Source organism: Pseudomonas fluorescens (assembly GCF_002837185.1).
GTDB lineage: Bacteria > Pseudomonadota > Gammaproteobacteria > Pseudomonadales > Pseudomonadaceae > Aquipseudomonas > Aquipseudomonas fluorescens_AM.
Genome location: NZ_KZ478000.1, coordinates 19,784 through 44,673, shown reverse-complemented (window position 1 = coordinate 44,673; position 24,890 = coordinate 19,784). Strand labels below are relative to the sequence as shown.

Annotated in this window: 28 protein-coding genes and 4 tRNA genes; 22 read left to right on the top strand and 10 right to left on the bottom strand. The window is 60.0% G+C overall.

The window, feature by feature from the left end:
• The first annotated feature begins 79 nt into the window (after positions 1-79).
• The 7 genes from CIB54_RS16190 to CIB54_RS16160 all read left to right on the top strand — a co-directional run bounded on the left by CIB54_RS16190 (position 80) and on the right by CIB54_RS16160 (position 4,797).
• Entirely contained in the window at positions 80-637 is a 558-nt protein-coding gene (locus tag CIB54_RS16190) for a CvpA family protein (RefSeq protein ID WP_065952921.1), read from the top strand.
• Between the two features lie 41 nt (positions 638-678).
• Positions 679-2,184: an amidophosphoribosyltransferase gene (gene purF / locus CIB54_RS16185; RefSeq protein WP_065952922.1), complete on the top strand. Its 1,506-nt coding sequence runs from the start codon at positions 679-681 to the stop codon at positions 2,182-2,184.
• Positions 2,185-2,250: 66 nt separating this feature from the next.
• Entirely contained in the window at positions 2,251-3,462 is a 1,212-nt protein-coding gene (locus tag CIB54_RS16180; protein ID WP_065952923.1) for an O-succinylhomoserine sulfhydrylase, read from the top strand.
• An 11-nt stretch (positions 3,463-3,473) separates the two neighbouring features.
• Positions 3,474-4,238 carry an SDR family oxidoreductase gene (locus CIB54_RS16175; protein ID WP_065952924.1) on the top strand — a complete coding sequence of 255 codons (765 nt, stop codon included), beginning with the start codon at positions 3,474-3,476 and terminating at the stop codon, positions 4,236-4,238.
• A 169-nt stretch (positions 4,239-4,407) separates the two neighbouring features.
• Positions 4,408-4,483 (top strand) — tRNA-Val (locus tag CIB54_RS16170).
• Between the two features lie 55 nt (positions 4,484-4,538).
• Positions 4,539-4,615, top strand: a tRNA-Asp gene (locus CIB54_RS16165).
• Positions 4,616-4,720: 105 nt separating this feature from the next.
• A tRNA-Asp gene (locus tag CIB54_RS16160) sits at positions 4,721-4,797 on the top strand.
• A gap of 156 nt (positions 4,798-4,953) precedes the next feature.
• Here the strand turns inward: CIB54_RS16160 and CIB54_RS16155 are convergent.
• The gene (locus tag CIB54_RS16155) at positions 4,954-6,237 is read right to left on the bottom strand and encodes an NAD(P)/FAD-dependent oxidoreductase (protein WP_101220269.1); all 1,284 of its coding nucleotides are present in this window, start codon (positions 6,235-6,237) and stop codon (positions 4,954-4,956) included.
• Between the two features lie 184 nt (positions 6,238-6,421).
• Here CIB54_RS16155 and CIB54_RS16150 point away from each other — a divergent pair.
• From CIB54_RS16150 to CIB54_RS16125, 5 genes are all read left to right on the top strand, one after another.
• Positions 6,422-6,498: transfer RNA gene (locus CIB54_RS16150), tRNA-Val, on the top strand.
• A gap of 553 nt (positions 6,499-7,051) precedes the next feature.
• Positions 7,052-7,765 (top strand): DUF969 domain-containing protein, encoded by a 714-nt coding sequence (locus CIB54_RS16140; RefSeq protein WP_065952927.1) that lies wholly within the window; start codon positions 7,052-7,054, stop codon positions 7,763-7,765.
• Positions 7,762-8,712 (top strand): DUF979 domain-containing protein, encoded by a 951-nt coding sequence (locus tag CIB54_RS16135; RefSeq protein ID WP_065952928.1) that lies wholly within the window; start codon positions 7,762-7,764, stop codon positions 8,710-8,712. Before CIB54_RS16140 ends, CIB54_RS16135 begins: the two co-directional genes overlap by 4 nt.
• A 7-nt stretch (positions 8,713-8,719) precedes the next feature.
• Positions 8,720-9,349 carry a pyroglutamyl-peptidase I gene (gene pcp, locus CIB54_RS16130; protein WP_101220268.1) on the top strand — a complete coding sequence of 210 codons (630 nt, stop codon included), beginning with the start codon at positions 8,720-8,722 and terminating at the stop codon, positions 9,347-9,349.
• A gap of 62 nt (positions 9,350-9,411) precedes the next feature.
• Complete coding sequence (locus CIB54_RS16125; RefSeq protein WP_101220267.1) at positions 9,412-9,858, top strand: anti-virulence regulator CigR family protein; 447 nt, start codon at positions 9,412-9,414, stop codon at positions 9,856-9,858.
• A 12-nt stretch (positions 9,859-9,870) separates the two neighbouring features.
• Here the strand turns inward: CIB54_RS16125 and CIB54_RS16120 are convergent, their stop codons facing one another.
• The 3 genes from CIB54_RS16120 to CIB54_RS16110 are packed head-to-tail and all read right to left on the bottom strand — an operon-like array spanning position 9,871 to position 12,242.
• Positions 9,871-11,271, bottom strand: coding sequence for a heavy metal sensor histidine kinase (locus CIB54_RS16120; protein ID WP_101220266.1), 1,401 nt, complete (start codon positions 11,269-11,271; stop codon positions 9,871-9,873).
• Positions 11,268-11,939: a heavy metal response regulator transcription factor gene (locus CIB54_RS16115; RefSeq protein ID WP_065952932.1), complete on the bottom strand. Its 672-nt coding sequence runs from the start codon at positions 11,937-11,939 to the stop codon at positions 11,268-11,270. The genes CIB54_RS16120 and CIB54_RS16115 overlap by 4 nt, the downstream gene beginning before the upstream one ends.
• Before the next feature lie 42 nt (positions 11,940-11,981).
• Positions 11,982-12,242 carry a DUF2790 domain-containing protein gene (locus CIB54_RS16110; protein WP_101220265.1) on the bottom strand — a complete coding sequence of 87 codons (261 nt, stop codon included), beginning with the start codon at positions 12,240-12,242 and terminating at the stop codon, positions 11,982-11,984.
• A gap of 204 nt (positions 12,243-12,446) precedes the next feature.
• Here CIB54_RS16110 and CIB54_RS16105 point away from each other — a divergent pair, with 204 nt between their 5' ends.
• Positions 12,447-13,142, top strand: coding sequence for an HAD-IA family hydrolase (locus tag CIB54_RS16105; RefSeq protein WP_101220264.1), 696 nt, complete (start codon positions 12,447-12,449; stop codon positions 13,140-13,142).
• Here CIB54_RS16105 and CIB54_RS16100 read toward each other — a convergent pair.
• Both CIB54_RS16100 and csrA read right to left on the bottom strand, forming a co-directional pair.
• Entirely contained in the window at positions 13,124-13,387 is a 264-nt protein-coding gene (locus CIB54_RS16100) for a hypothetical protein (protein ID WP_065952935.1), read from the bottom strand. The genes CIB54_RS16105 and CIB54_RS16100 overlap by 19 nt on opposite strands.
• A gap of 205 nt (positions 13,388-13,592) precedes the next feature.
• Positions 13,593-13,787, bottom strand: a complete 195-nt coding sequence (csrA, locus tag CIB54_RS16095) for a carbon storage regulator CsrA (RefSeq protein WP_003192511.1) — start codon at positions 13,785-13,787, stop codon at positions 13,593-13,595.
• 260 nt (positions 13,788-14,047) lie between these two features.
• On the opposite strand from csrA, the gene CIB54_RS16090 reads away from it, so the two are divergent.
• Positions 14,048-14,413 carry an SPOR domain-containing protein gene (locus CIB54_RS16090; RefSeq protein ID WP_101220263.1) on the top strand — a complete coding sequence of 122 codons (366 nt, stop codon included), beginning with the start codon at positions 14,048-14,050 and terminating at the stop codon, positions 14,411-14,413.
• 31 nt (positions 14,414-14,444) lie between these two features.
• On the opposite strand, the gene CIB54_RS16085 is transcribed toward CIB54_RS16090, so the two are convergent.
• The 3 genes from CIB54_RS16085 to CIB54_RS16075 all read right to left on the bottom strand — a co-directional run bounded on the left by CIB54_RS16085 (position 14,445) and on the right by CIB54_RS16075 (position 16,665).
• Entirely contained in the window at positions 14,445-15,134 is a 690-nt protein-coding gene (locus tag CIB54_RS16085) for an endonuclease (RefSeq protein ID WP_065952937.1), read from the bottom strand.
• 4 nt (positions 15,135-15,138) lie between these two features.
• Positions 15,139-15,390: a DUF1654 domain-containing protein gene (locus CIB54_RS16080; protein WP_198557194.1), complete on the bottom strand. Its 252-nt coding sequence runs from the start codon at positions 15,388-15,390 to the stop codon at positions 15,139-15,141.
• Between the two features lie 192 nt (positions 15,391-15,582).
• Positions 15,583-16,665, bottom strand: coding sequence for an asparaginase (locus tag CIB54_RS16075; protein ID WP_065952939.1), 1,083 nt, complete (start codon positions 16,663-16,665; stop codon positions 15,583-15,585).
• Between the two features lie 450 nt (positions 16,666-17,115).
• On the opposite strand from CIB54_RS16075, the gene CIB54_RS16070 reads away from it, so the two are divergent.
• From CIB54_RS16070 to CIB54_RS16040, 7 genes are read left to right on the top strand one after another with little or no spacing between them, the layout of a single operon-like run.
• A complete protein-coding gene (locus CIB54_RS16070; RefSeq protein ID WP_101220261.1) occupies positions 17,116-18,075 on the top strand; it encodes a sugar ABC transporter substrate-binding protein in 960 nt (319 codons plus the stop codon).
• Between the two features lie 58 nt (positions 18,076-18,133).
• Positions 18,134-19,687 carry a sugar ABC transporter ATP-binding protein gene (locus CIB54_RS16065; RefSeq protein WP_101220260.1) on the top strand — a complete coding sequence of 518 codons (1,554 nt, stop codon included), beginning with the start codon at positions 18,134-18,136 and terminating at the stop codon, positions 19,685-19,687.
• Positions 19,684-20,661: an ABC transporter permease gene (locus tag CIB54_RS16060; RefSeq protein WP_003174987.1), complete on the top strand. Its 978-nt coding sequence runs from the start codon at positions 19,684-19,686 to the stop codon at positions 20,659-20,661. Before CIB54_RS16065 ends, CIB54_RS16060 begins: the two co-directional genes overlap by 4 nt.
• A 3-nt stretch (positions 20,662-20,664) precedes the next feature.
• The gene (locus CIB54_RS16055; RefSeq protein WP_065952942.1) at positions 20,665-21,687 is read left to right on the top strand and encodes a LacI family DNA-binding transcriptional regulator; all 1,023 of its coding nucleotides are present in this window, start codon (positions 20,665-20,667) and stop codon (positions 21,685-21,687) included.
• 23 nt (positions 21,688-21,710) lie between these two features.
• Complete coding sequence (rbsK, locus tag CIB54_RS16050; protein WP_101220259.1) at positions 21,711-22,628, top strand: ribokinase; 918 nt, start codon at positions 21,711-21,713, stop codon at positions 22,626-22,628.
• Positions 22,625-23,029 (top strand): D-ribose pyranase, encoded by a 405-nt coding sequence (gene rbsD / locus CIB54_RS16045; protein ID WP_101220258.1) that lies wholly within the window; start codon positions 22,625-22,627, stop codon positions 23,027-23,029. Before rbsK ends, rbsD begins: the two co-directional genes overlap by 4 nt.
• 26 nt (positions 23,030-23,055) lie before the next feature.
• The gene (locus tag CIB54_RS16040; RefSeq protein WP_101220257.1) at positions 23,056-24,084 is read left to right on the top strand and encodes a nucleoside hydrolase; all 1,029 of its coding nucleotides are present in this window, start codon (positions 23,056-23,058) and stop codon (positions 24,082-24,084) included.
• A gap of 33 nt (positions 24,085-24,117) precedes the next feature.
• Here CIB54_RS16040 and CIB54_RS16035 read toward each other — a convergent pair whose 3' ends face one another.
• A complete protein-coding gene (locus CIB54_RS16035) occupies positions 24,118-24,324 on the bottom strand; it encodes a hypothetical protein (RefSeq protein ID WP_101220256.1) in 207 nt (68 codons plus the stop codon).
• A gap of 157 nt (positions 24,325-24,481) precedes the next feature.
• Here CIB54_RS16035 and CIB54_RS16030 point away from each other — a divergent pair, with 157 nt between their 5' ends.
• On the top strand, positions 24,482-24,790 hold the full coding sequence (locus CIB54_RS16030; RefSeq protein ID WP_065952988.1) for a hypothetical protein: 309 nt from the start codon (positions 24,482-24,484) through the stop codon (positions 24,788-24,790).
• Positions 24,791-24,890 lie beyond the last annotated feature (100 nt).

Here is a 24,890-nt window from a genome sequence, read left to right as displayed (position 1 = left end):
AAAGCACCCGTAATCACCGCTTACCGATAGCCCGGCGCTCTGCTAAAATGCGCCGCCTTATCCGTACGTAGGCTGCACTGTGCCATTTACCTGGGTTGATTGGGCGATCGTTGCAATCGTCGCCATCTCCGCTTTGATCAGTCTGAGCCGCGGCTTCGTAAAAGAAGCACTGTCGTTGCTGACCTGGATCATCGCAGGAGTCGTAGCCTGGATGTTCGGTGGTTCACTGTCGGTCTACCTGGCCGGGTACATCGAGACACCCTCGGCCCGCGTCATCGCGGGCTGCGCCATCATGTTCATCGCCACGCTGCTGGTGGGGGCAATGGTCAATTATCTGATTGGCGAGTTGATACGTGTCACCGGTCTTTCCGGGACCGATCGATTTCTCGGCATGGCCTTCGGCGCCGCGCGGGGCGCGTTGCTGGTGGTCGTGGCGGTCGGGCTGTTGAGCCTGGGGCCGGTACAGCAGGATGCGTGGTGGCAGGAGTCGGTACTCGTGCCAAAATTTCTATTGGTTGCAGATTGGTCCAAGAACCTCATATTGGGGTGGAGCAGTCAGTGGCTGGCCAGCGGAATCAGCGTACCCGCTGATCTTCCGTTCAAGGAACACCTCTTGCCGGCCAACACGCCTCAGTAAGTGGTGTTCAGTCAAGATTCATTAAGTAGGGGTTGCGTCGCATGTGTGGCATCGTCGGTATCGTCGGTAAGTCGAACGTCAATCAGGCGCTGTATGACGCGCTAACCGTCCTCCAGCACCGCGGCCAGGATGCTGCCGGTATTGTGACCAGCCACGACGGCCGGTTATTCCTGCGCAAGGACAATGGCCTGGTGCGTGACGTGTTCCACCAACGTCATATGCAGCGCCTGGTCGGGCACATGGGCATTGGCCATGTGCGTTACCCGACCGCCGGTAGCTCGACCTCGGCCGAAGCTCAACCGTTCTACGTCAACTCGCCTTACGGCATTACCTTGGCGCATAACGGCAACCTGACCAACGTTGAACAACTGGCCAAGGAGATTTACGAATCCGACCTGCGCCACGTCAACACCAGTTCCGACTCGGAAGTACTGCTCAACGTGTTCGCCCACGAGCTGGCCCAGCGCGGCAAGCTGCAGCCCACCGAAGAAGACGTGTTTGCCGCGGTGATCGACGTGCACAACCGGTGCGTCGGTGGTTACGCCGTGGTGGCGATGATCACCGGTTACGGCATCGTCGGGTTCCGTGACCCCCACGGCATCCGCCCGATCGTGTTCGGCCAGCGTCACACCGACGAAGGCGTCGAGTACATGATCGCCTCCGAAAGCGTGTCCCTGGATGTACTGGGCTTCACGTTGATCCGCGACCTGGCACCGGGTGAAGCGGTCTACATCACTGAAGACGGCAAGCTGCACACCCGTCAGTGCGCCGTAGCGCCGAAACTCACGCCATGCATCTTCGAACACGTCTACCTGGCGCGTCCGGATTCGATCATCGACGGCGTGTCGGTCTACAAGGCACGCCTGCGCATGGGTGAGAAGCTGGCCGAGAAGATCCTGCGCGAGCGTCCCGAGCACGACATCGACGTGGTCATCCCCATCCCGGACACCAGCCGTACTGCTGCGCTGGAGTTGGCCAACCACCTGGGCGTCAAGTTCCGCGAAGGCTTCGTCAAGAACCGTTACATCGGCCGTACCTTCATCATGCCCGGCCAGGCGGCACGCAAGAAGTCGGTGCGCCAGAAGCTCAATGCCATCGAGCTGGAATTCCGCGGCAAGAACGTTATGCTGGTGGATGACTCGATCGTGCGTGGTACCACCTGCAAGCAGATCATCCAGATGGCCCGTGAAGCCGGCGCGAAGAACGTGTATTTCTGTTCTGCCGCGCCCGCCGTGCGCTACCCGAACGTGTACGGTATCGACATGCCGAGCGCCCATGAACTGATCGCCCACAATCGTTCCACGCAAGACGTGGCCGACCTGATCGGTGCCGACTGGTTGATCTACCAGGACCTGCCTGACCTGATCGAGGCGGTTGGCGGCGGCAAGATCAAGATCGCCGAGTTCGACTGCGCCGTGTTCGATGGCAAGTACGTGACCGGTGACGTCGATGAGGCCTACCTGAACAAGATCGAGCAGGCGCGCAACGACTCGTCCAAGATCAAGACCCAGGCGGTCAGTGCGATCATCGATCTGTACAACAACTGAGTAAACACCGGCCCTGAGGGGCCGGTTTTGTATCTTAAACAAAGAATTTGTGTAAGGAGTCGCAGCATGAGTCAGGAATGGGATGCCGGTCGGTTGGACAGCGACCTCGATGGCGTAGCTTTCGATACCCTGGCTGTGCGCGCCGGCCAGCACCGTACCCCGGAAGGGGAGCACGGTGACCCGATGTTCTTCACCTCCAGTTATGTGTTCCGCACGGCGGCCGACGCCGCCGCGCGCTTTGCCGGTGAAGTGCCGGGCAACGTTTACTCGCGCTATACCAACCCGACCGTACGTGCGTTCGAAGAGCGCATCGCCGCCCTGGAGGGCGCAGAGCAGGCGGTGGCCACGGCGACCGGCATGGCGGCTATCCTGGCGGTGGTGATGAGCCTGTGCAGTGCTGGCGATCACGTACTGGTGTCGCGCAGCGTGTTCGGTTCGACCATCAGCCTGTTCGAGAAGTATTTCAAGCGCTTCGGTATCGAAGTGGACTACGTGCCCCTGGCGGATTTGTCCGGGTGGGATGCGGCGATCAAGGCCAATACCCGCCTGCTGTTCGTCGAGTCGCCGTCCAACCCGCTGGCGGAACTGGTGGATATCGCCGCGTTGTCCGAAGTGGCGCATGCCAAGGGCGCCATGCTGGTGGTCGACAACTGTTTCTGCACCCCGGCCCTGCAACAGCCGTTGAAGTTGGGCGCGGACATTGTGGTGCATTCGGCCACCAAGTTCATCGATGGCCAGGGCCGTTGCATGGGTGGCGTGGTGGCCGGTCGCGGCGAGCAGATGAAGGAGGTGGTGGGCTTCCTGCGCACCGCCGGCCCGACCCTGAGCCCGTTCAATGCCTGGATCTTTCTCAAAGGCCTGGAAACCCTCAGCCTGCGCATGAAGGCCCATTGCGCCAATGCCCAGGCCCTGGCCGAATGGCTGGAGCAGCAGGACGGTATCGAGAAGGTGCATTACGCCGGCCTGAAAAGCCATCCGCAGCACGCCTTGGCTCAGCGCCAGCAGCGCGGTTTCGGCGCAGTGGTGAGTTTCGAGGTGAAGGGCGGCAAAGAGGGCGCCTGGCGCTTTATCGATGCCACGCGTCTGATCTCGATCACCGCCAACCTGGGTGACAGCAAGACCACCATCACGCACCCGAGCACCACCTCCCACGGGCGTCTGGCGCCGCAGGAGCGTGAAGCCGCGGGCATCCGTGACAGCCTGATTCGCATCGCGGTCGGGCTGGAGGATGTGGCGGACTTGCAGGCTGACCTGGCCCGCGGGCTGGCGGCCTTGTGATCGAGTGGTCCATGGAGGCCGCAGCGGCCAGTAACGGGCGCGTTGCGCTGGTAACCGGCGCGGCGCGCGGCATTGGTCTCGGGATTGCGGCGTGGCTGATCAGTGAGGGCTGGCAGGTGGTGTTGACCGACCTGGACCGCGAGCGCGGTTCCAAGGTGTCCAAGGTGCTGGGCGAGAATGCCTGGTTTATCACCATGGATGTGGCCGACGAGAAGCAAGTGGCCCAGGGTGTCGCCGAGGTATTGGGGCAGTTTGGGCGCCTGGATGCGTTGGTGTGCAATGCGGCGGTGGCCGATCCACGCAATATCACCCTGGAAAGCCTCGACCTGGCGTACTGGAACCGCGTGCTGGCAGTGAACCTCAGTGGGCCGATGCTGCTGGCCAAGCATTGCGCGCCGTACCTGCGCGCCCATGGTGGCGCTATCGTCAACCTGGCCTCGACACGGGCCCGCCAGTCGGAGCCGGACACCGAAGCCTACGCGGCGAGCAAGGGTGGCCTGCTGGCGCTGACTCACGCCCTGGCGATGAGCCTGGGGCCGGAAGTGCGGGTCAATGCGGTCAGTCCCGGCTGGATCGATGCGCGTGATCCTGCTGCGCGGCGGGCCGAGCCGCTTACCGATGTCGATCATGCGCAGCATCCGGCGGGCCGGGTAGGGACGGTGGAGGACGTGGCGGCCATGGTGGCATGGCTGCTGTCGCGCCAGGCCGGGTTTGTCACCGGACAAGAGTTCGTGGTGGACGGCGGCATGAGCAAGAAGATGATCTATGAGCAGTGAGATGCAGATTCAAGCTGCAAGCTGCAAGCTGCAAGTGAGAGCAGATTTTTGGTGGCTTTGAACTTGCGGCTTGAAGCTTGCTGCTTACAGCTGCTTTTGAAAAAAACTCAATCCTGCTATTGACTTAGGTCCGCTACCTGCGTAAATTTCGCGGCCTCAACGAAGCAAAGGGTGATTAGCTCAGCTGGGAGAGCATCTGCCTTACAAGCAGAGGGTCGGCGGTTCGATCCCGTCATCACCCACCACTTCTTGAGAGTTTTGCCTTAGGGCAAGACGCAACGTTAAAGGTTGCACCGACGCGCAGCGGTAGTTCAGTCGGTTAGAATACCGGCCTGTCACGCCGGGGGTCGCGGGTTCGAGTCCCGTCCGCTGCGCCATATTTTCCAGGTTCGATGTGTCGGGCTTGAGATTGAACAACCCAGGTTGATCGATCAGATGTTCAAAGGTGATTGAGGCTTTACGCTCAGTCAGCCAAGCGATACGCAGCGGTAGTTCAGTCGGTTAGAATACCGGCCTGTCACGCCGGGGGTCGCGGGTTCGAGTCCCGTCCGCTGCGCCATATCTGCCTCAAGGCCCACTGAACGCCTTGGAGCACAAAGAAGCCGATGGCTGCTTTGATCCGATAGCAAAGGCCCTGGTCGAAAGACCGGGGTTTTTTGTGTCTGCGATTTTTCTAATCCAGGCGAGGAGCCGGCGAACCGGCTCCCGTTGTTCATCAAAAACCCAGTTTATCCCGCAGCCCGTAATACCACGCGCCCATTGCGGCAAACGGTGTGCGTAAGAGCTGTCCGCCCGGGAACGGGTAATGGGGCAGGTCGGCAAACGCATCAAAGCGCTCGGCCTGGCCTCTCAATGCCTCGGCCAGGACCTTGCCTGCCAGGTGCGTATACGTCACGCCATGGCCGCTGCAGCCCTGTGAGTAATAGATGTTGTCGCCGAGGCGGCCCACCTGTGGCAAGCGCGACAGGGTCAGCAGGAAATTGCCGGTCCAGGCGTAGTCGATCTTCACGTCCTTGAGCTGTGGGAACGCCTTGAGCATCTTTGGTCGAATGATCGCTTCTATATTCGCCGGGTCCCGCGCGCCATACACCACGCCGCCGCCGAAAATCAGACGCTTGTCGCGGGTGAGGCGGTAGTAGTCGAGCAGGTAGTTGCAGTCTTCGACACAGTAATCCTGCGGCAACAAGGTCTTGGCCAACTCATCGCCCAGTGGTGCGGTGGTGATCACCTGGGTGCCGCACGGCATTGATTTCGCCGCCAGCTCCGGCACCAGGTTCCCCAGGTAGGCATTGCCCGCAACAATGATGAACTTGGCTCTGACCTTGCCTTCGGCGGTATGCACCACCGGGTTGGCGCCGCGCTCGATGCGCACGGCGGCCGACTGCTCATAGATTGTGCCGCCGAGGGACTCGACGGCCGCCGCTTCGCCCAATGCCAGGTTGAGTGGGTGGATATGCCCACCGCTCATGTCCAGCAGGCCGCCCACATAGTTGTCACAGGCCACGACTTCGCGGATACGGCGCTCGTCCAGCAGTTCCAGTTGCGTATGGCCGTAGCGCTCCCATAGGCGCTTCTGTGATTCCAGGTGGCCCATATGCTTGCTGTTGAGGGCGGCGAACACACCGCCGTCCTTCAAGTCGCACTGGATCTGATATTTGGCCACGCGCTCGCGAATGATCCTGCCGCCCTCGAATGCCATCTCGCCCAGCAACTGCGCCTGCCTGGGCCCGACGCTGCGCTCGATGACGTCGATGTCGCGGCTGTAGCTATTGACGATCTGCCCGCCATTACGGCCGGACGCACCAAAACCTACCTTGGCGGCTTCCAGGACGGTTACGCGAAAGCCGTTCTCGAGCAGAAACAGCGCGCTGGAAAGACCGGTATAACCGGCACCAATTACGCAGACATCGGTTTCGACCTCGCCTTGCAATGCCGGGCGCGGCGGAACCGCATTCGCGGAGGCGGCGTAATACGACTGGGGGTAGGGGGTGTTCGCCATCCTGGAACCTCTGTTTTATATTTTTTACGAGTGCAGCGATCCTACCTGAGTTGAAAATTGCCTGCCAGCCACGCGTAATTCGCGGGCGCCTGACCCGCGAATAAAAAATTCGCATATTCATAGGGTTAGCTGCAAAAAAGATGTTGACACCCCTACGGAATTCCGTAGAATGCCGCCTCACAGCAGGCACGTAGCTCAGTTGGTTAGAGCACCACCTTGACATGGTGGGGGTCGTTGGTTCGAGTCCAATCGCGCCTACCAAACAAAATCCGCTCTGCTGGGCGGTCTAGAAGGGCTCACCGAAAGGTGGGCCCTTTTTTGTTGCCTGAAATTCGGGCAATACCACGCAAAGCGGCGCCTTGCGGCGCACTTGAGACGCTGACGTCTCGGTCAACAGAAAAGCGTCGCCACCGACAGCAGGCAAATGATCTGGACCACCATCTGGCAACGTATCTCGCCAATTGCTGTCGCCATACTGCTCATCTGACCGGCATACATAGCTGGAGCCCTCATTGTCGGCAATAGCACCCTGGATGCTGCGTAGGCGCATCATCGTTGAGTATAGGGCGAATCCCGAATCCCTCCAGTTGCCGATTCCAGCAGTGCCAATCTCGACAAAATTTATTGGTCTGCAGCAACAGTTTTTCTTGTTGGACACCTCCCGCCTCAAGGCAGCAAAGTTGCCGCCACTGCTCGACCTTCCGGGTCAACAATAAAAAAACCGAGCCGACTGCACGCCACTTTCATGCTGTGAGCCTCTTGCTCACATCCTGCTGTAATGGCGCCGCAGCGCGCACTAAAGGACCTCTCCGCCATGCAAACTGTTGTGAATTTATGGCCGTTGATCGGCGTACTTGTCATCGTGGTCGGCTTTGTATTGCGCTTCAATCCGTTGCTGGTGGTCACTGCCGCCGCTATCGCTACCGGGCTCGCCGCTCAGTTTCCGCTGGAGAAAATTCTCGCCACCATGGGTGACGGTTTCCTTCAGACCCGTGCACTGCAATTGATCCTGTTATTACCGCTGGCGGTGATTGGCCTGTTGGAGCGACATGGCTTGCGCCTGCATGCACAGAATTGGATCGCCCGTTTCGAGCGCGCGACGGTCGGGCGTCTGCTGATCATCTATCTGTTTGTACGTGAATCCACTGCGGCCATGGGACTGACCAGCCTGGGTGGGCATCCGCAGATGGTGCGGCCGTTGCTGGCGCCGATGGCCGAAGGCGCGGCAGAAAAACGCTATGGCAAGCTGCCGGACAAGCTGCGTCACAAGGTATTGGCCATGTGTGCCGCCACCGACAACGTGGGGCTGTTTTTCGGTGAAGACATCTTCGTCGCCTTTGGTGCGATCGCCTTGATGCATACCTTTCTGCTGGGCTCGGGGATCGATGTTGAGCCCCTGCATATCGCAGTGTGGGGCATCCCGACGGCGATCTGTGCCTTTATCATTCATGCCATTCGACTGCATCGATTCGATCGACGGTTGACCCGTGAGATGACCGCCGCCCCCTCGGTGGAGGCTGCGCAATGATTATTTCCATTCAATATCTGTATTGGCTGGCCGGTGTGCTGTTGCTGATCACCGCCGGCATGATCCTGCTGGATCGCACCCATCCCAAGCGTTGGTCGAGCGCGCTGTTCTGGCTGCTGTTTGCCATTCCGTTCCTGGTGGGAGAGCGCCTGCCCTCGGTGGTCATCGGTGGTGGCGTTGTAGTAATGGCGCTGATTGCCGGCCTGGGTGGCGTTGGCCGTGGCCAGCATGCGCAATTGCATGACAAGGCGGCCCGCGCCAGTGCCGCTCGCCTGGGTCACAAGCTATTCATACCCGCGCTGGCCATTCCGCTGACCACGGTGATTGGCTCGGTATTGCTCAAGCACACCGAAATCGGCGGTGTGCCGCTGCTTGATCCGAAGAATACTACCTTCGTCTCTCTTGGCATCGGCTGCCTGATCGCCCTTGGCCTGGCCTGCTGGCTGACGCGCGATACACCCGTGCAGGCCTTGCGCGAATCGCGTCGCCTGACCGAAGCCCTGGGCTGGGCCATGGTGCTGCCGCAGATGCTGGCCATGCTCGGGTTGTTGTTCAATGAAGCCGGGGTAGGCACGGCGGTCGCCCACATCACCACCACTTACATCAATCTGGATTTCAAATTGGTGGCGGTAATGGTCTATGTGCTGGGCATGGCGTTGTTTACGGTGATCATGGGCAACGGCTTCGCAGCGTTTCCGGTGATGACCGGCGGCGTCGGCGTGCCGGTGCTGGTGGGCATCTACGGCGGCAACCCGGCGGTCATGGCCGCGATCGGCATGTTCTCCGGCTACTGCGGTACGCTGATGACACCGATGGCGGCCAACTTCAATATCGTACCGGCAGCATTGCTGGAACTGCCGGACAAGAACGCGGTGATCAAGGCCCAATTGCCCACCGCGTTGATGATGCTGGTGGTCAATATCGTGCTGCTTTATCTGTTGATGTGAGGCCAGGATGAAAACCCTATTGCTGACCGGCTTCGAGCCTTTCGACCACGACGTGGTGAACCCCTCCTGGGAGGCGGTACGCCTGCTGGAAGGGGTAGAGCTGAGTGATGACGCGCGGATCGTCGCGCGCCGATTGCCCTGCGCCTTTGCCACTGCTGCCCAGACCTTGCTTGGGCTGATCGAGGAGCTGCAACCGGCCATGGTCATCGCGACCGGCCTGGGCCCCGGGCGCAGTGATATTTCCATTGAGCGCGTCGCGATCAACGTCAATGATGCGCGTATCCCGGACAACCTCGGCGCCCAGCCGATCGACACGGCAGTGGTGGAAGGTGGGCCTGCCGCTTACTTCTCGACTTTGCCGATCAAGAGCATGGTCAGGACGGTACGTGAGGCGGGTATTGCGGCCTCGGTTTCGCAGACGGCTGGGACTTTCGTGTGCAATCAGGTGTTTTATCGATTGCAGCATGCGCTGGTGGGTACTGAGGTGCGCAGTGGATTTATCCATGTGCCGGGCTTGCCGGCGTTCGGTCAGCCGTCGATGGAATTGCCTGTGTTGGTGGAGGGCTTGCGCCTGGCGGTCTCGGCCGCCTGGCGAACCCGGATGGATATCGTGGAAACAGGTGGCCGGGTGAGCTGATTTAGTTCGAGGGGCTATAACCTCGACTACAGTTAAACAAGCGTCCACCTAGGAAGTACACCATGATCAAGTCCTCTAAGTTCGTCTCTGTCGCGTTGTCGCTCGCAGTGTTGGCAGGCAGCGGTATGGCCCTGGCTGACCCCGGCAATGGCAAGGGTCAGGGCAACAACAAAGGTAATCATTCGGCGGGGCAGGGCCACGACAAACCCAAAGGCAAAGGCTCGGCCGGTAACCGCGGGCCCAGCGTTGATCGAGGCGGTGTGCTGAGCCTGGTGGGTGGTAACCGCGATTACTGGAGTCCAGGGCCTGCGTTGCCGCCGGGTATTCAGAAAAATCTGGCTCGCGGCAAGCCGCTGCCGCCCGGTATCGCGAAGAAACTCGATGGTCGCCTGGCGGGGCGCCTGCCTCATTACGATGGGTATGAGTGGCAGCAAGCGGGTACGGATCTGATATTGGTAACGATCGCCACCGGTATTATCTACGAAGTGCTCAACGGGGCGTTTGATTGAAGGGGCGATGGTTCACGCTTCCCGTACGGGAAAAAACAACTCGAAAGTCGTTACGCCATCTTCACTGCTGACGCGATACCGCCCGTTATGCAGCTGCATGATGGTGGCCACGATCGACAGCCCCAGTCCATTGGACTGAGAGGAGCGCTCGCGGGACTCATCCACCCGGTAGAACCGTTCGAACAGCCGCGGCAGATGCTCGGCGGGAATGGTTGCACCCTGGTTGCTGACCCTCACGTTGACGCCCTCGTCGGTTGCAATCGCCTGGATGCTCAGCGCCGAGCCCGGCGCTCCATACTTGATGGCGTTGGCGCACAGGTTCGCCAGGGCGCGGCGCAGGAGCATCGGCTCAGCCCAGATCTCGCCTGCGCCCTGGACCACGATATGCATGCCCACGTCAGCGGCCAACCCTTCGAAATAATCCGCGATGCGCTCCACTTCATCCGCTGCGTCCAGCGCCTGGCGCTGGCGCAACGCGCTGGCCGGGTCGGTGCGCGCCAGGAACAGCATGTTGTCGAGCATCCGCGCCAGGCGTTCGAGCTCCTCGACATTGGACGCCAGCAGTTGCTGGTAGCTGTCGACACTGCGCTGCTGCTGCAGGGCAACCTGGGTTTCGCCGAGCAGGTTGTTGATCGGCGTGCGCAGTTCGTGGGCCATGTCGGTGGAGACCTGGCCCAGTTGCACAAAGCCCTTGGATAAACGCTCAAGCATGGTGTTGAACGACTCGATCATCGGTAGCAGTTCTTTTGGGGCGCCCTCGCTGTCGAGGCGCTCGGCCAGGTTGCCGACGCCGATCCCATGCGCATGCCGGGCCAGGCGGCGCAAGGGCAGCAGGCCGCGATGCACCAGCAGGTAACCGGCCAATGCCAGAATGATCGCAGCGATGCTCGCCAGGATGTAAACGCTCAATCGATAGCTGGCGAGTACGGCGGTGCGCTCGGTCATCAGGCGCCCGCTGGTGACTTGCAGGCTGCCCAGGTCGCCGGTGTTGATGGTCGCGGCTACCGTCGAGAAGGGAATGCCGTTGAGCCCCGGCACGTGCTGCACATCGCTCAGCGCCAGTACGTGATCCCTGGGCACCGGCTCTATCGCAGGCAGTTTGATATTCGCCGGGTTCACCAACAGCAAGGGTTGTTGACCGGGGGCTGCGATGCTCAATACGGATTCGCGGTTGCCGAGCATGTTCTGGAACAACTCGGGTTTGGTCTTGATCAGGTCCAGGGTATTGCTGTCGCTGAGCAGGTTGCGCAGTTGATCCACTCGGGAGATCAGCGCGGTGTCGTCGCGGCGGATCAGCTCGCGCTCCAGCTCGCGGTACAGTGCCACGCCCAGGGTGGTCATCAGGGCAAAGGCGAGCAGGGCGAAGATCAGCGCCAGGCGCAGGGTCAGCGAGTGATGACGGCTGCGACTCATGGCTGGGTATCGAAGCGGTAGCCGATGCCGCGCACGCTGTGGATCAACTTGAGCTGGAACGGGTCGTCGATTTTCAAGCGCAGGCGTCGCACGGCCACGTCGACCACGTTGGTGTCACTGTCGAAATTCATGTCCCAAACCCGCGAGGCAATCAGCGAGCGTGACAGCACCTGGTCCTGGTGAGTGGCGAACAGGTGCAGCAGGGCGAACTCTTTATTGGTCAGGGTAATGCGCGTGCCGGCGCGGGTGACGCGGCGCTTGAGCACATCGATTTGCAGGTCGGCGATCTGCAGGTGCTCTTCTTCCCGAGTCGGGCCGCGTCGGGTCAGGGTGCGCAGGCGCGCGACCAGTTCGGCGAAGGAGAAGGGCTTGATCAGATAGTCGTCGGCGCCCAGCTCCAGGCCTTTGATGCGGTCGGCGATATCATCGCGGGCGGTCAGGAACAATACCGGCGTATCGGCCTCCTTGCGCAGGCGGCGCAGCACTTCCCAGCCATCCATTTTCGGCATCATCACATCAAGCACGATCACGTCGAACGGCGTTTCCAGGGCCTGGTGCAAACCGTCCACGCCATCGCGGGCCAGGCTCACGCTGTAGCCCAGTTCCTGCAAGCCATTGAGCAGATAATTGCCGGCCTTGGGTTCGTCTTCGACTACGAGGATGTTCATGGGAAATGCCCTGATTCAATGGGTTGCGCCAGTGTAGCCTGATCAATTGTCACTGGCGCAACCGATGCCTTGCACCCGGTAGTCCAGCACATGTTCCCGGTCCTGATGATCCAGGTAGCGCAGTTGCGCCGGGACGATACCGCATTGGCCATAGGTGTCGGTACTGGAGAGCACCTTCGCCACATCCAGGTGCACGAAAAAGCCGGTTTGATCATGGATCACGGGAGCGGCTGGGGCGGTGTCGGCGGCAAACACCGAGGCGTTGGCGAGCAAGGCAGCTAAGGCGAGGGCAAAGCGTTTCATGGCCAAATCTCTCTGTGAAAGGTTGGCTGCCGGGGTCGGCAGTGAGTTCACAGTAATCAGGCGACCCGAACAGCCAGCCAACAGGATGATGACAAGTTCGTCATTCAAGGCTTGAGGCGGGTGCCTCGCAGCGTTTACAAGTGGCGAGGTGAAACGTAGATTGCAGGGGCCGCTCATGGTTTGAGCACTTGAGGAAGCCGCGTCGTGTCCAACCGAAATCCTGCCGTATTGACTCAGCGTTACCGTGCCTTTCTGTTCGATATGGACGGGACCCTGCTTAACTCCATTGCCGCCGCCGAGCGGGTATGGAGCCGTTGGGCCGAACGCCATGGCCTGGATGTGGAGGCGTTCCTGACCACCATTCATGGCGCACGCGCGATTGATACGATCACGCGCCAGGCGTTGCCGGGTGTGGACGCTCAGGCCGAAGCGGCGTGGATTACCGCAGCTGAAGTGAACGATGTCGAGGGCATCGTGGCGATTGCCGGCGCGGTTGAGTTCTTGAAACGCTTGCCTGCCGATCAGTGGGCGCTGGTCACGTCTGCGCCCAAGGCACTGGCATTGCGCCGAATGGACGCTGCGGGTATTCCGGTGCCGGCGGTAATGGTGACGGCCGAAGATGTCGCCAGCGGCAAGCCAAATCCGGCCTGTTATGTGCTCGGTGCTCAGCGCCTGGGCGTGCCGGTGCAGGATTGCCTGGTGTTCGAGGATGCGACGGTAGGCATTCGAGCCGCAGAAGCGGCGGGAGCGGATGTGATGGTGGTGACCTCGACGCACCTGGCTGCCATGGCGACCGAGCATGCCTGTATCGACGGGTATGAGGGGCTGCAGGTCCTGCGAGAAGCGGATGGCCTGCTGACTGTGCGCGAGCTGGAAGACCGTCAGCGTGTTGCTTTTTGATGCGCGCGATGCGCCTCACGCTGGCATAGCTTGCGCAAGATTGTCTTCTGCATCGGCTTGAGGCAGAACGCAAACAGGTAGGCACACAGCAGTAATGCCAGGTCCAGCCAGGAGTGGTCAGCCGCGTCGACAGCCCCCTGGACTTCCAATCGCAGTCCATACCCTAGCGCCAGAAAGACCAGGCCTATCAGCAAGGTGATCGTCCAGGACAGGGAAACCATGGGCTGTGTAACGGTTGGCCTCATCGACGTGCTCCTGAATGCACACGGACCGCAGGATGACGTGGGATTTGGCTGCAAATGATGCAACAAGTTCCTGGCATCATGGCAGTTTCATCTTGCAGCGCGGGGGCATGTACGAGGCGTACAGCTGGGATAAAGAAGGCGAACGGGCCGATCAGGTTTTCGCCAGCCGTTACGGTGAAGCAAAAGGCTGGCTACTGGAGGTGCTTCAAGGCGTCTGGTTTTTGTCCGGCGCAGTGAGGCCAGCCTGGATGCGCTGATAGATTTCCTCGCGATGCACGGCCACATCCTTGGGGGCGTTGATGCCGATTCGTACTTGCTGGCCGCTAACGCCCAGGATGGTGATCGTGATGTCATCACCGATGTTTATGCTTTCACCAACTTTGCGGGTGAGTATAAGCATGGACTTCTCCTTGATTACTTTTAAGGACACATGTTCAGACAGGGCAGGTGTCAGATGTGCGTAGCTTACTGCGAAGCGCTTCCCTGTGACTGCCTCTTTTAGGACGCATAGAGGCGACATTAATTCCCATGGCGGCATCATACAGGTCGCGATACATGATTCGCATTGTTTAAGCCAACGTTTATGACGGCCAGAATAGACAGTGAATGGTAAAGTCGCCTCTTTATCTTCAAAGGAGCAGGGCAGTGCGTAAAGTAGCGATGGCAATTGCGGTGTTGGCATTGGCCGGATGCGGCGAAGGTAACCCTGTCGATGCCCCCAAGGCCAAGCCTGTCGTGACCGAAAGCCAGCCACAGACCGGTGCGATTGCCGCGCAGGAATGGGATGTATGGGTGGGGGCGCCGGATCACAAGCTGCAGGCGATCACTGACTTGACCGCCTGGTTGCTGGAACATGGTTTCAATTTTTATATCGTGAAGGCAGACGGCAAGGACCAGGTACTGCTTGGCCCGTTTGCCACCAAGGCCGAGGCTGAGGCCAAGCAGGCACTGCTCAACGAAAAGATGGCGCGGGCCAAGAAGAACGACACCGTGTCAGAGATCATCGAGCACAAGGTCGCGCAGTAACGGGCCGGGTGGGCGCCAGTTGCGCCCACCTTCAGCCGCAGGCCTTCAGATTCACCGGGCCGACAAATTCATTGCCTCGGCCCATTACACAGCCCACCGTCTGGTTGCGCTGGCGCTCCCAGGCTTGCACCGGGTAGGTCTTGTTCCAGGCTTCATACAGTTGGCGATCCTGTTTCGACAGGCGCAGGCCGTATTGCTTGCTCATATAAAAATAGGTGCGTGCGATCATCCCGCGAATCGACGGACGCGGCATGACCTTCTTGGCCTTGAAGTCCACTTGGGTCAGGCATGAACCGTATTGCCCGCTCTGCACCGGCAGCCAGCCGAAGCTGAAGTTGTTACGGTCGCCATTCACCTCGCCGATGCTCGGCACCAGGTTATGCAGGTCGGCTTCGGCACGCTTGAACACGTCGTCATGGCGCGTGCAGTTTTTACGCCCGCCAGTTTGCCAGCACTGGCGCTGATGGCCGATCTGCCAGGCAGGCACAATATGTTCCCATTCGATGCGCGCAGCGCGGTTGGCGTTCTTGCGCGGGATATAGCCGCAGGCTTTCAGGTCTATGCGGTTGCCGGTGTATTTGCAGCCGCAGTAAAACTCGGTGGATTGAGGGGCGTAGAGCTTCCAGGCGATTTTTTTGGCTTCACTGAAGGTTCGGGGGGCTTGGGCGTTGGCGGTGACGGCAAAAAACAGGCAGCACACAGCGAAAAAACGGACACTCATTCAATCAATCTTCCTTCGGCACAACCCAGAAAATCTGCACGCCGCCATCATCCCTGTAGGCGAGGGTGACGTTGTCGTTTTCCGCAATTTCTTCAAGCAGGCGCGCCCACTCGTCCTCGGGCTCATCCGGCAGGCGGAAGATCAACGCCGCCTTGGCTTTCTGGGCGTTGGTCGAATTAATGATTTTTTGTACGCGAATGGCCAGGCGTTGGTAGGCGTCCGGCATTGCGGGTGCTGCGGAGGAGGGCTTTGCCACGGAGTATTCCTTAGTAAGCTGTACGCACATACAGTATTTAACTGTAGGTAATTTCGCAACTGCTTAAATTCAAAGACGTCCGTCTGACAGCGAAAATGGAAATTTGCTGTGATTTGCTGCGAGAAGTTTTAGGCGTGAACTGATGTGGCGAGGAAGCAGGCTACCTCGCCACCCTTTCAGGTAGGTCTGGAATCAGTATTCCCAGAACATCCGTTGCAGCTCTTTGCTGTCCTGGGTCTTGGTCAGGGCGACCATTGCCAGGATGCGGGCCTTCTGCGGGTTCAGGTCAAGGGCTGCCACCCAGTCGTATTTATCGTCTGGCTGTTCAGCGTTACGCAGCACCATGCCACCGGCATTAACGTGCGAAGAGCGAATGATCTGCACGCCTTGTTTACGCAACTCCACCAGTGCCGGAACGACCTTGGATGACACCGAGCCATTGCCGGTGCCGGCATGGATGATCGCTTTGGCGCCGGCTTGGGCCAGGGCTTTGTAGGCAGTGTCGCTCACGTTGCCGTAGCCGTAGGCAATTTCAACGTCAGGCAGGCTCTTGATGGTCTTGATGTCGAATTCCGAATCCATGGTGTGACGCTTGGCCGGCAGGCGGAACCAATAGGATTTGCCTTCAACGACCATGCCCAATGGGCCCCATGGGCTCTTGAACGCCTCGGTCTTGATATTAATCATCTTGCTTACGTCGCGACCCGACTGGATCTCGTCGTTCATGGTCACCAGCACGCCTTTGCCGCGTGCATCCTTGCTGCCCGCTACCGCGACGGCGTTGTACAGGTTGAGCATGCCGTCCGCCGACATGGCGGTACCCGGGCGCATGGAGCCGACCACCACGATAGGCTTGTCGGTTTTTTCAACCAGGTTGAGGAAGTAGGCGGTTTCTTCAAGGGTGTCGGTACCGTGGGTGATCACGATGCCATCCACGTCCTTGCTGTCGGCCAATTCGGCGACGCGGCGACCCAGTTGCAGCAGGTTTTCGTTATTGATGCTTTCCGACGCAATTTGCATCACTTGTTCGCCGCGAACATGGGCGATCTGGCTAAGCTCAGGAACGCCGGCGATCAATTGTTCGATGCCGACTTTGGCCGCCTGGTAAGTGGCGCTGTTGGCCGCACTGGCGCCCGCGCCAGCAATGGTGCCGCCAGTGGCGAGGATCACCACATTGGCGAGCTTGGTCTCGACTTCTTTTGCCTGAGCAGCGACAGGGAACAGCAGCAGGAGGGCTAGCGCCCCGGGAACAAAGGACTTCAATGCAGATTTCATTATTTTTCTCTCTGGTTTTGACGAGTGCGGTAGCAGATTTATCCAGAACACCCGGGCGACTCTGAACGTCCGAGGCGCTGTGAAAAAGCAGGATTTGTACCAGGCCAATGATGAAAGCATAGATAAAATAACTTATTGATTTAGAACAACTTAAATTGCTTGTTCAGGCTGGTCTGACACGGTGCTGTCCGGCTTTCCGAACGCGGGAGGCGGTGATGTTCGGTTGTCCGAAAGCCTTGCTGGTATTTACGTCGGGCCACGTGTGAAATCGTTGCCAGCCCTGTCGTTTCAAACAGCGCCTGAGTGAACGGCGGTTTCAGGAATGAAAGGTGAGCGGCGACCGTTGACAAATCTCGACAAGGTTCTCATAGTTCTGCCAACGCAAACGTTTGCGAGATGTTTCTTCGGTGCAAGCGTTGCTCACAATAATCATAAGATCGGAGTACATCCATGAAGCTGCCATTTGCAGGACGTCTTCTCGCTGTCGCTGTGCTTGCCGCCGCATCCGCTGCCCTGCCTCTCTCTTCTGCATTCGCTGACGACGCTGCCGCCAAACCCAAGGTCGGCCTGGTGATGAAGTCCCTCGCCAACGAATTTTTCGTGACCATGCAAGAAGGGGCCAAGGACTACCAGAAATCCCACGCCGCCGACTTCGACATGATCACCAACGGCATCAAGAACGAAACCGACACCAGCGCGCAGATCGATATCGTCAATCAGATGATCCTGGCCAAGGTCAACGCCATCGTCATCGCACCCGCCGATTCCAAAGCGCTGGTCACCGTGCTGAAGAAAGCCTCGGATGCCGGCATCAAGGTGGTCAACATTGACAACCGCCTGGACCCGGACGTGCTGAAAAGCAAAAAACTCGATATCCCCTTCGTAGGCCCGGACAACCGCAAAGGCTCCAAGCTGGTCGGTGACTACCTGGCCAAGCAACTGGCCGCGGGCGACAAGGTCGGTATCATCGAAGGCGTGCCGACCACCACCAATGCGCAGCAGCGCACCGCAGGCTTCAAGGATGCGATGGATGCGGCGGGTATGAAGATTGTCTCCACCCAATCCGGTAACTGGGAAATTGACCAGGGCCAGAAAGTCGCCTCGGCGATGCTGAGTGAATACCCGGACCTCAAGGCGCTTCTGGCCGGTAACGACAACATGGCCCTGGGCGCCGTCTCCGCCGTACGTGCGGCAGGCAAGGCCGGTAAAGTGCTGGTGGTGGGCTATGACAATATCGAAGCCATCAAGCCGATGCTGCAGGACGGTCGCGTGCTGGCAACCGCCGACCAGGCCGCTGCCCAGCAAGCCGTGTTCGGCATCCGGAATGCGCTGAAGCTGGTCAAGGGCGAGAAGGTTGATGCCACCGATGGCGTGATCGAAACCCCGGTCGAACTCGTCCTCAAGAAGTAATCCCGGCAGTAGCCAACAGCGCTCGCTCGTCCTGAGCGGGCGCCTGGAGATTTTTCCTATGTCATCTTCCGCCCCGAACGCTGTCCTCTCGGTCAGCGGTATCGGCAAGACCTATGCCCAGCCGGTTCTGTCCGACGTCACGCTCACGCTCAATCGTGGTGAAGTGTTGGCGCTGACCGGTGAAAACGGCGCAGGCAAAAGTACCTTGTCGAAGATCATCGGCGGGTTGGTCACGCCGACCACCGGCAACATGCAGTTCAAGGGTCAGGATTATCAACCCGGCAGCCGCACCCAGGCCGAAGCGCTGGGTGTGCGCATGGTCATGCAGGAACTCAACCTGCTGCCGACGCTGACGGTGGCTGAAAACCTGTTCCTGCATAACCTGCCCAGCCGTGGTGGCTGGATCAGCCGCAAACAGTTGCGCGCGGCCGCGACCGAAGCCATGGCCCAGGTGGGCCTGGACGCAATCGACCCGGACACCCTAGTGGGCAGCCTGGGCATTGGTCATCAGCAAATGGTCGAGATTGCCCGCAATCTGATCGGCGATTGCCATGTGCTGATTCTCGACGAACCGACGGCGATGCTCACTGCCCGTGAAGTCGAGATGCTGTTCGAACAGATCACCCGCCTGCAGTCCCGAGGCGTGGCGATTATTTATATTTCGCATCGGCTCGAAGAGCTGGCCCGTGTGGCCCAGCGCATCGCTGTATTGCGCGACGGCAAGCTGGTCTGTGTCGAGCCGATGGCCAATTACAACAGTGAACAACTGGTGACCCTGATGGTGGGGCGCGAGTTGGGCGAGCATATCGACCTGGGCCCGCGCACCATCGGCGAGCCGGCCTTGACGGTCAAAGGCCTGACGCGCTCGGACAAGGTCCGCGACGTATCTTTTCAGGTGCGCGCCGGTGAAATCTACGGTATTTCCGGCCTTATCGGCGCCGGTCGTACCGAGTTGCTGCGCCTGATTTTTGGTGCCGATCCGGCCGACAGCGGTACGGTGGCGCTGGGGCCGCAGGCCAACGTGGTCAGCATTCGCTCCCCGGTCGACGCGGTCGCCCATGGGATTGCCCTGATCACCGAGGACCGCAAGGGTGAAGGCCTGCTGCTGACCCAGTCCATCAGCGCCAACATCGCCTTGGGCAACATGCCGGAAATCTCTGCGGGCGGTCTGGTTAACAGCCGCGATGAAACCGCCCTGGCCAAGCGTCAGATCGACGCCATGCGCATCCGCAGCTCCAGCCCGGCGCAATTGGTGTCCGAGCTGTCCGGTGGTAACCAGCAAAAGGTGGTGATTGGCCGCTGGCTGGAGCGCGATTGTGCGGTGATGCTGTTCGATGAGCCTACGCGCGGCATCGACGTCGGCGCCAAGTTCGACATTTATGCCTTGCTCGGCGAATTGACGCGCCAGGGCAAAGCGCTGGTGGTGGTCTCCAGTGATCTGCGCGAGCTGATGCTGATCTGTGACCGCATCGGCGTATTGTCCGCCGGACGCCTGATCGAAACATTCGAACGCGACCGCTGGACCCAGGACGAATTGCTCGCCGCCGCCTTTGCCGGCTATCACAAACGTGACGCGCTGCTCAACGAGGCAGCGCCTAGGAATACCCCATGAAAACAACCACTTCCCCCGGTAAAACGGGCGGCAACTTCTACGGCCTGGGCACCTACCTGGGCCTGGCGGGCGCGTTACTGGCGATGATTGCGCTGTTCTCGGTACTCAGCGATCACTTCCTGTCTTATGACACGTTCAGCACCCTGGCCAACCAGATTCCGGACCTGATGGTGTTGGCGGTGGGCATGACCTTCATCCTGATCATCGGTGGCATCGACCTCTCGGTAGGCTCGGTGCTGGCGTTGGCGGCGTCGGCGGTCAGCGTGGCGATTCTGAGCTGGGGCTGGAGCGTATTGCCGGCTGCCGTACTGGGCATGGGCTGCGCCGCATTGGCCGGCACGCTTACCGGTTCTATCACTGTGGCCTGGCGTATTCCGTCCTTTATCGTGTCCCTTGGCGTGCTGGAGATGGCCCGGGGCGTGGCGTACCAGATGACCGGCTCGCGCACCGCTTACATCGGTGACTCGTTTGCCTGGCTGTCCAATCCGATCGCGTTCGGGATTTCGCCGTCGTTCATCATTGCATTGCTGGTAATCATCGCCGCGCAGCTGGTGCTGACCCGCACCGTGTTCGGTCGCTACCTGATCGGTATCGGGACCAACGAAGAAGCGGTACGCCTGGCCGGCATCAACCCCAAGCCCTACAAAATCCTGGTGTTCAGCCTGATGGGCCTGCTCGCCGGTGTGGCCGCGCTGTTCCAGATCTCGCGTCTGGAAGCGGCGGACCCGAATGCCGGCTCAGGCCTGGAGTTGCAAGTGATCGCCGCCGTGGTGATTGGCGGTACCAGCCTGATGGGCGGACGCGGCTCGGTCATCAGTACGTTCTTTGGTGTGCTGATTATTTCGGTACTGGCGGCGGGCCTGGCGCAGATCGGCGCGACAGAACCCACCAAACGCATCATTACCGGTGCGGTGATCGTGATCGCCGTCGTCCTCGATACGTACCGCAGCCAGCGCGCCAGTCGGCGGGGCTGAACCATGGCAACGATCAAGGATGTGGCGGCGCTGGCGGGCATTTCCTATACCACGGTGTCCCATGTGGTGAACAAGACGCGCCCGGTCAGCGAACCTGTGCGCGTCAAGGTCGAGGCGGCGATCAAGCAGTTGGACTATGTGCCCAGTGCGGTAGCGCGCTCGCTCAAGGCCAAGACCACGGCGACGATCGGGCTGCTGGTGCCCAACAGCCTCAACCCGTATTTCGCGGAGTTGGCCCGGGGCATCGAGGATTACTGCGAGCGTAATGGCTATTGCGTGATCCTCTGCAACTCCGACGACAACGCCGAAAAGCAGCGCAGCTATTTGCGCGTGTTGCTGGAGAAACGTGTCGACGGCTTGATCGTGACCTCGGTGGGCGGCGATGACAGCGGCCTTGCTGCTGGCTTGAGCGCGGTGCGCACGCCCATGGTGATCGTCGACCGGGCACTGGATGGTATTGATGTCGACCTGGTGCGCATCGATCATGAAGAGGGTGCTTACCTGGCGACCCGGCACTTGCTTGAATTGGGCCATCGTGACATCGCCTGCATCGCCGGCCCTGCGCATACGCGCGTGGCGCAAATGCGCCTGGCAGGCTATCGACGTGCGTTGCGCGAGGCGGGTGTTGAAACAGCGGCCGAGCGCATCCGGGAAAGTGATTTCACCAGCACCGGCGGTTATGCCGCCGCCGTGCAATTGCTTGCGCAGCAACCGCCCAGTGCGATTTTTGCCTGCAACGACATGATCGGTTTTGGCGTGCTTCGCGCCGCGGCAGAGCGCAATATCCGTGTGCCGGGCGAGCTGTCGGTGATAGGTTTCGATGATATTCAAATGGGTCGCTATGTCTATCCTGCGCTGACCACGGTCGGGCAGTCGATCGTACAGTTGGGTGAGACAGCGGCCGAATTATTACTGCGACGTATAGCGACACCCCAACTGCCGGTCGATCAACGTATCGTGACGCCAAGCATTGTCTTGCGTGAGTCGACGGCGCCGTTGGCGGGTGTGTTTGCCCAATACCGCTGAACCGAATTGATGAGTACTGATGTATGCCAGCGAACGTAGTGGTAGTAGGCAGCTTGAACATGGATCTGGTCACCCGCGCCAGTCGCTTGCCGCGTGCCGGTGAAACACTTGTCGGCCAGACGTTTTCCACTGTCCCCGGTGGCAAGGGCGCCAATCAGGCCGTCGCCCTGGCGCGTCTCGGGGCGGATGTGGCCATGATCGGTTGCGTCGGCAGCGATGCCTATGGCGGCCAATTGCGCGATGCGCTATTGGTCGAAGGTATCGATTGTCAGGCCATCAGCACCGTGGACGGCTCCAGTGGTGTCGCGCTGATCGTGGTGGATGACAGCAGCCAGAACGCGATTGTAATTGTGGCGGGCAGTAACGCTCAGTTGACGCCCCAGTCGTTGACGGCCTGCGATGCTGTGTTGCAGGCTGCCGACGTGATCATTTGCCAGCTTGAAGTGCCGATGGACACCGTCGGGCATACGCTCAAGCGCGGCCGCGAGCTGGGCAAGACGGTGATCCTCAACCCGGCGCCGGCCAATGGGCCCTTGCCGGCCGAGTGGTATGCCTCGATCGACTACCTGATTCCCAACGAAAGTGAAGCCAGTGCCTTGGGCGGTGTTGCGGTCGATTCGCTCGACAGCGCCAAACTCGCCGCAACAGCGCTGATCAAGGCTGGTGCCGGCAAAGTCATCATCACCCTTGGCGCTCAGGGCGCACTGTTTGCTGACGGCAACAGCTTCGAGCACTTGGTCGCACCCAGGGTCCGGGCAGTGGACACCACGGCTGCCGGCGATACTTTCGTGGGTGGCTTTGCCGCCGCGCTGGCGGCCGGCAAGAGCGAAGCCGAGGCCATCCGTTTTGGCCAGGTCGCGGCCGCGTTGTCGGTGACCCGTGCCGGCGCCCAGCCTTCCATTCCTACGCTGCACGACGTACAAGGTTTTGTGCCCTCATGAAAAAGACCCCTCTGCTCAATATCGCCCTGTCCCGCGTGATCGCATCATTGGGGCACGGCGACATCCTGGTCATCGGGGATGCCGGCCTGCCGGTGCCTCCCGGCGTCGAATTGATCGACCTGGCGCTGACCCAGGGCATTCCGGATTTCATCAGCACCCTGCGCGTTGTGCTCAGTGAAATGCAGGTGGAAAGCCACGTGCTGGCTGAAGAAATTCTGCTCAAGCAGCCTCCGGCGCTGGTCGCGCTCAATGCGCTGGCCGATCAGGCGGCGCTGGGCGAGCGACGCCTGCTCAGTCATGAAGCGTTCAAGCAATTGAGTGGCAGGGCGCGCGCTGTCGTGCGCACCGGCGAATGTCAGCCTTACTGCAATATCGCGCTGGTATCCGGCGTAACCTTCTAGAGTCCCCTTACGACAAGGAGTGTTTTATGCAACGTGGTCTTCCATCCCTGAAAAACCTGTTTCGGAGTGTTCTGCTTTTGTCCGCGTTAACAGCAGCGAGCGCCCAGGCGGCGGAAAAAATCGACCTGATCATCGATACCGATCCCGGTGCCGACGATGTGGTTGCTTTGCTGTTCGCCATGGCGTCTCCAGAGGAACTGAACATTCGCGCACTGACGACAGTGGCCGGCAACGTCCGCCTGGACAAGACCTCGCGCAACGCACGCCTGGCGCGCGAATGGGCAGATCGCGAGGACATCCCGGTTTACGCGGGTGCTCCAGCGCCGCTGCTGCGAAAGCCGATCTATGCCGAGAATATCCATGGCAAGGAAGGTATCTCCGGTGTCACCGTGCATGAGCCGAAACAAGGCCTGGCTGATGGCAACGCGGTGGATTATCTGATCAAGACCCTGACGACCGCCAAACCCCACAGCATCACCATCGCCATGCTCGGCCCGCAGACCAACCTGGCCCTGGCCCTGACCCAGGCGCCGGAAATCACTCAAGGCATCAAGGAAGTGGTGGTAATGGGGGGCGCGCACTTCAATGGCGGCAACATCACGCCGGTGGCCGAGTTCAACCTCTTCGCCGATCCGGTGGCCGCAGAAATTGTGCTTAAAAGTGGCGTGAAGTTGACCTACCTGCCGTTGGACGTCACCCATAAAGTGCTGACCAGCGAAGCGCGCCTGAAGAAGATCGCAGACCTGAACAACAACGCGAGCAAAGTCGTCAGCAATATCCTTAACGAGTACGTCAAGGGCGACATGGAGCACTATGGCATTCCCGGCGGCCCGGTACATGACGCTACGGTGGTCGCCTACCTGCTCAAGCCATCGCTGTTCAGTGGTCGCCAGGTCAACGTGGTTGTCGACAGTCGGGAAGGCCCGACCTTCGGCCAGACCATCGTCGATTGGTACGACGGCCTGAAGCAGGACAAGAACGCCTTCTGGGTCGAGAACGGTGACGCCCAGGGCTTCTTCGATCTGCTGACCGAGCGCCTGGCGCGTTTGAAGTAAACCGCTTGCCGGTCGGCGCTCGCCGGCCGGTTCTTATTCGCGCTCTTGTGCGCCCAGGTGGTCGGCCGGGTATTTCTCGAATACCTGGCCGATGAAAGCGTGCGCGCCCTGGGTGCCGAGCTCCTTGACCAGCAGGTCGATACCAATGATCGCCAGCTCCTCCGCACTACCGGGGCTATAAGAGCTTTGTCCCAGGGGCCATTTGGCTTTGATATCGGCTTGGAGCGTTACGGTGGTCATGGAAAATCTCGCGGGTTGTAAGTACTGGGGCAATGCGCTGGCGTGCGGCTGCAGCGGGCGCAGTTAAGCATTTTACGCGGGGTTTGGCACTGCTACTTAGGCATAAGGAAAGGGGTGTGCGACACTGCCGCCCTGTTTATTGGCCGGGAAACACCGCGTGCAGATCGATTTGAATAAGTCTGAAGACCTTAATCTGGCAGCTGTGCGGCAACTGATTGCCAGTGCCAGTGACGATGAACATGCCCAGCTTCGGGTCACCAACGCCGGTATCGCCTACATCTCTTCAGGAAAGCTCGTAGGCGGCGTAGATATCGACGGGCTGCTGTTTCGCTTGGAGACCTGGGCGAAGGGGTCGGGGTATGTAGGAAATGTGGCTGCCAGTGACGAGGTGTGGGTGACGCAGATTTTCAACGCGCTGAAGCAGAACTGGCCAGAGCCGTCGTCTGACTACATCGATATCTACTGAGCATGTTCATATCTGGTCACGATTGACTGGACGCTTGCCTGGCGTGACTCAGGCAGACTTGCGGGTGAGACGTTAACGTCTTGAAACCAATCGGTTCAAT

Coding starts and splice junctions, on each gene's coding strand:
- purF (WP_065952922.1), top strand. CDS start 679: ATGTGTGGCATCGTCGGTATCGTCGGTAAGTCGAACGTCAATCAGGCG.
- CIB54_RS16180 (WP_065952923.1), top strand. CDS start 2,251: ATGAGTCAGGAATGGGATGCCGGTCGGTTGGACAGCGACCTCGATGGC.
- CIB54_RS16175 (WP_065952924.1), top strand. CDS start 3,474: ATGGAGGCCGCAGCGGCCAGTAACGGGCGCGTTGCGCTGGTAACCGGC.
- CIB54_RS16155 (WP_101220269.1), bottom strand. CDS start 6,237: ATGGCGAACACCCCCTACCCCCAGTCGTATTACGCCGCCTCCGCGAAT.
- CIB54_RS16140 (WP_065952927.1), top strand. CDS start 7,052: ATGCAAACTGTTGTGAATTTATGGCCGTTGATCGGCGTACTTGTCATC.
- CIB54_RS16135 (WP_065952928.1), top strand. CDS start 7,762: ATGATTATTTCCATTCAATATCTGTATTGGCTGGCCGGTGTGCTGTTG.
- pcp (WP_101220268.1), top strand. CDS start 8,720: ATGAAAACCCTATTGCTGACCGGCTTCGAGCCTTTCGACCACGACGTG.
- CIB54_RS16125 (WP_101220267.1), top strand. CDS start 9,412: ATGATCAAGTCCTCTAAGTTCGTCTCTGTCGCGTTGTCGCTCGCAGTG.
- CIB54_RS16120 (WP_101220266.1), bottom strand. CDS start 11,271: ATGAGTCGCAGCCGTCATCACTCGCTGACCCTGCGCCTGGCGCTGATC.
- CIB54_RS16115 (WP_065952932.1), bottom strand. CDS start 11,939: ATGAACATCCTCGTAGTCGAAGACGAACCCAAGGCCGGCAATTATCTG.
- CIB54_RS16110 (WP_101220265.1), bottom strand. CDS start 12,242: ATGAAACGCTTTGCCCTCGCCTTAGCTGCCTTGCTCGCCAACGCCTCG.
- CIB54_RS16100 (WP_065952935.1), bottom strand. CDS start 13,387: ATGAGGCCAACCGTTACACAGCCCATGGTTTCCCTGTCCTGGACGATC.
- csrA (WP_003192511.1), bottom strand. CDS start 13,787: ATGCTTATACTCACCCGCAAAGTTGGTGAAAGCATAAACATCGGTGAT.
- CIB54_RS16090 (WP_101220263.1), top strand. CDS start 14,048: ATGGCAATTGCGGTGTTGGCATTGGCCGGATGCGGCGAAGGTAACCCT.
- CIB54_RS16085 (WP_065952937.1), bottom strand. CDS start 15,134: ATGAGTGTCCGTTTTTTCGCTGTGTGCTGCCTGTTTTTTGCCGTCACC.
- CIB54_RS16075 (WP_065952939.1), bottom strand. CDS start 16,665: ATGAAATCTGCATTGAAGTCCTTTGTTCCCGGGGCGCTAGCCCTCCTG.
- CIB54_RS16070 (WP_101220261.1), top strand. CDS start 17,116: ATGAAGCTGCCATTTGCAGGACGTCTTCTCGCTGTCGCTGTGCTTGCC.
- CIB54_RS16065 (WP_101220260.1), top strand. CDS start 18,134: ATGTCATCTTCCGCCCCGAACGCTGTCCTCTCGGTCAGCGGTATCGGC.
- CIB54_RS16060 (WP_003174987.1), top strand. CDS start 19,684: ATGAAAACAACCACTTCCCCCGGTAAAACGGGCGGCAACTTCTACGGC.
- CIB54_RS16055 (WP_065952942.1), top strand. CDS start 20,665: ATGGCAACGATCAAGGATGTGGCGGCGCTGGCGGGCATTTCCTATACC.
- rbsK (WP_101220259.1), top strand. CDS start 21,711: ATGCCAGCGAACGTAGTGGTAGTAGGCAGCTTGAACATGGATCTGGTC.
- rbsD (WP_101220258.1), top strand. CDS start 22,625: ATGAAAAAGACCCCTCTGCTCAATATCGCCCTGTCCCGCGTGATCGCA.
- CIB54_RS16040 (WP_101220257.1), top strand. CDS start 23,056: ATGCAACGTGGTCTTCCATCCCTGAAAAACCTGTTTCGGAGTGTTCTG.
- CIB54_RS16035 (WP_101220256.1), bottom strand. CDS start 24,324: ATGACCACCGTAACGCTCCAAGCCGATATCAAAGCCAAATGGCCCCTG.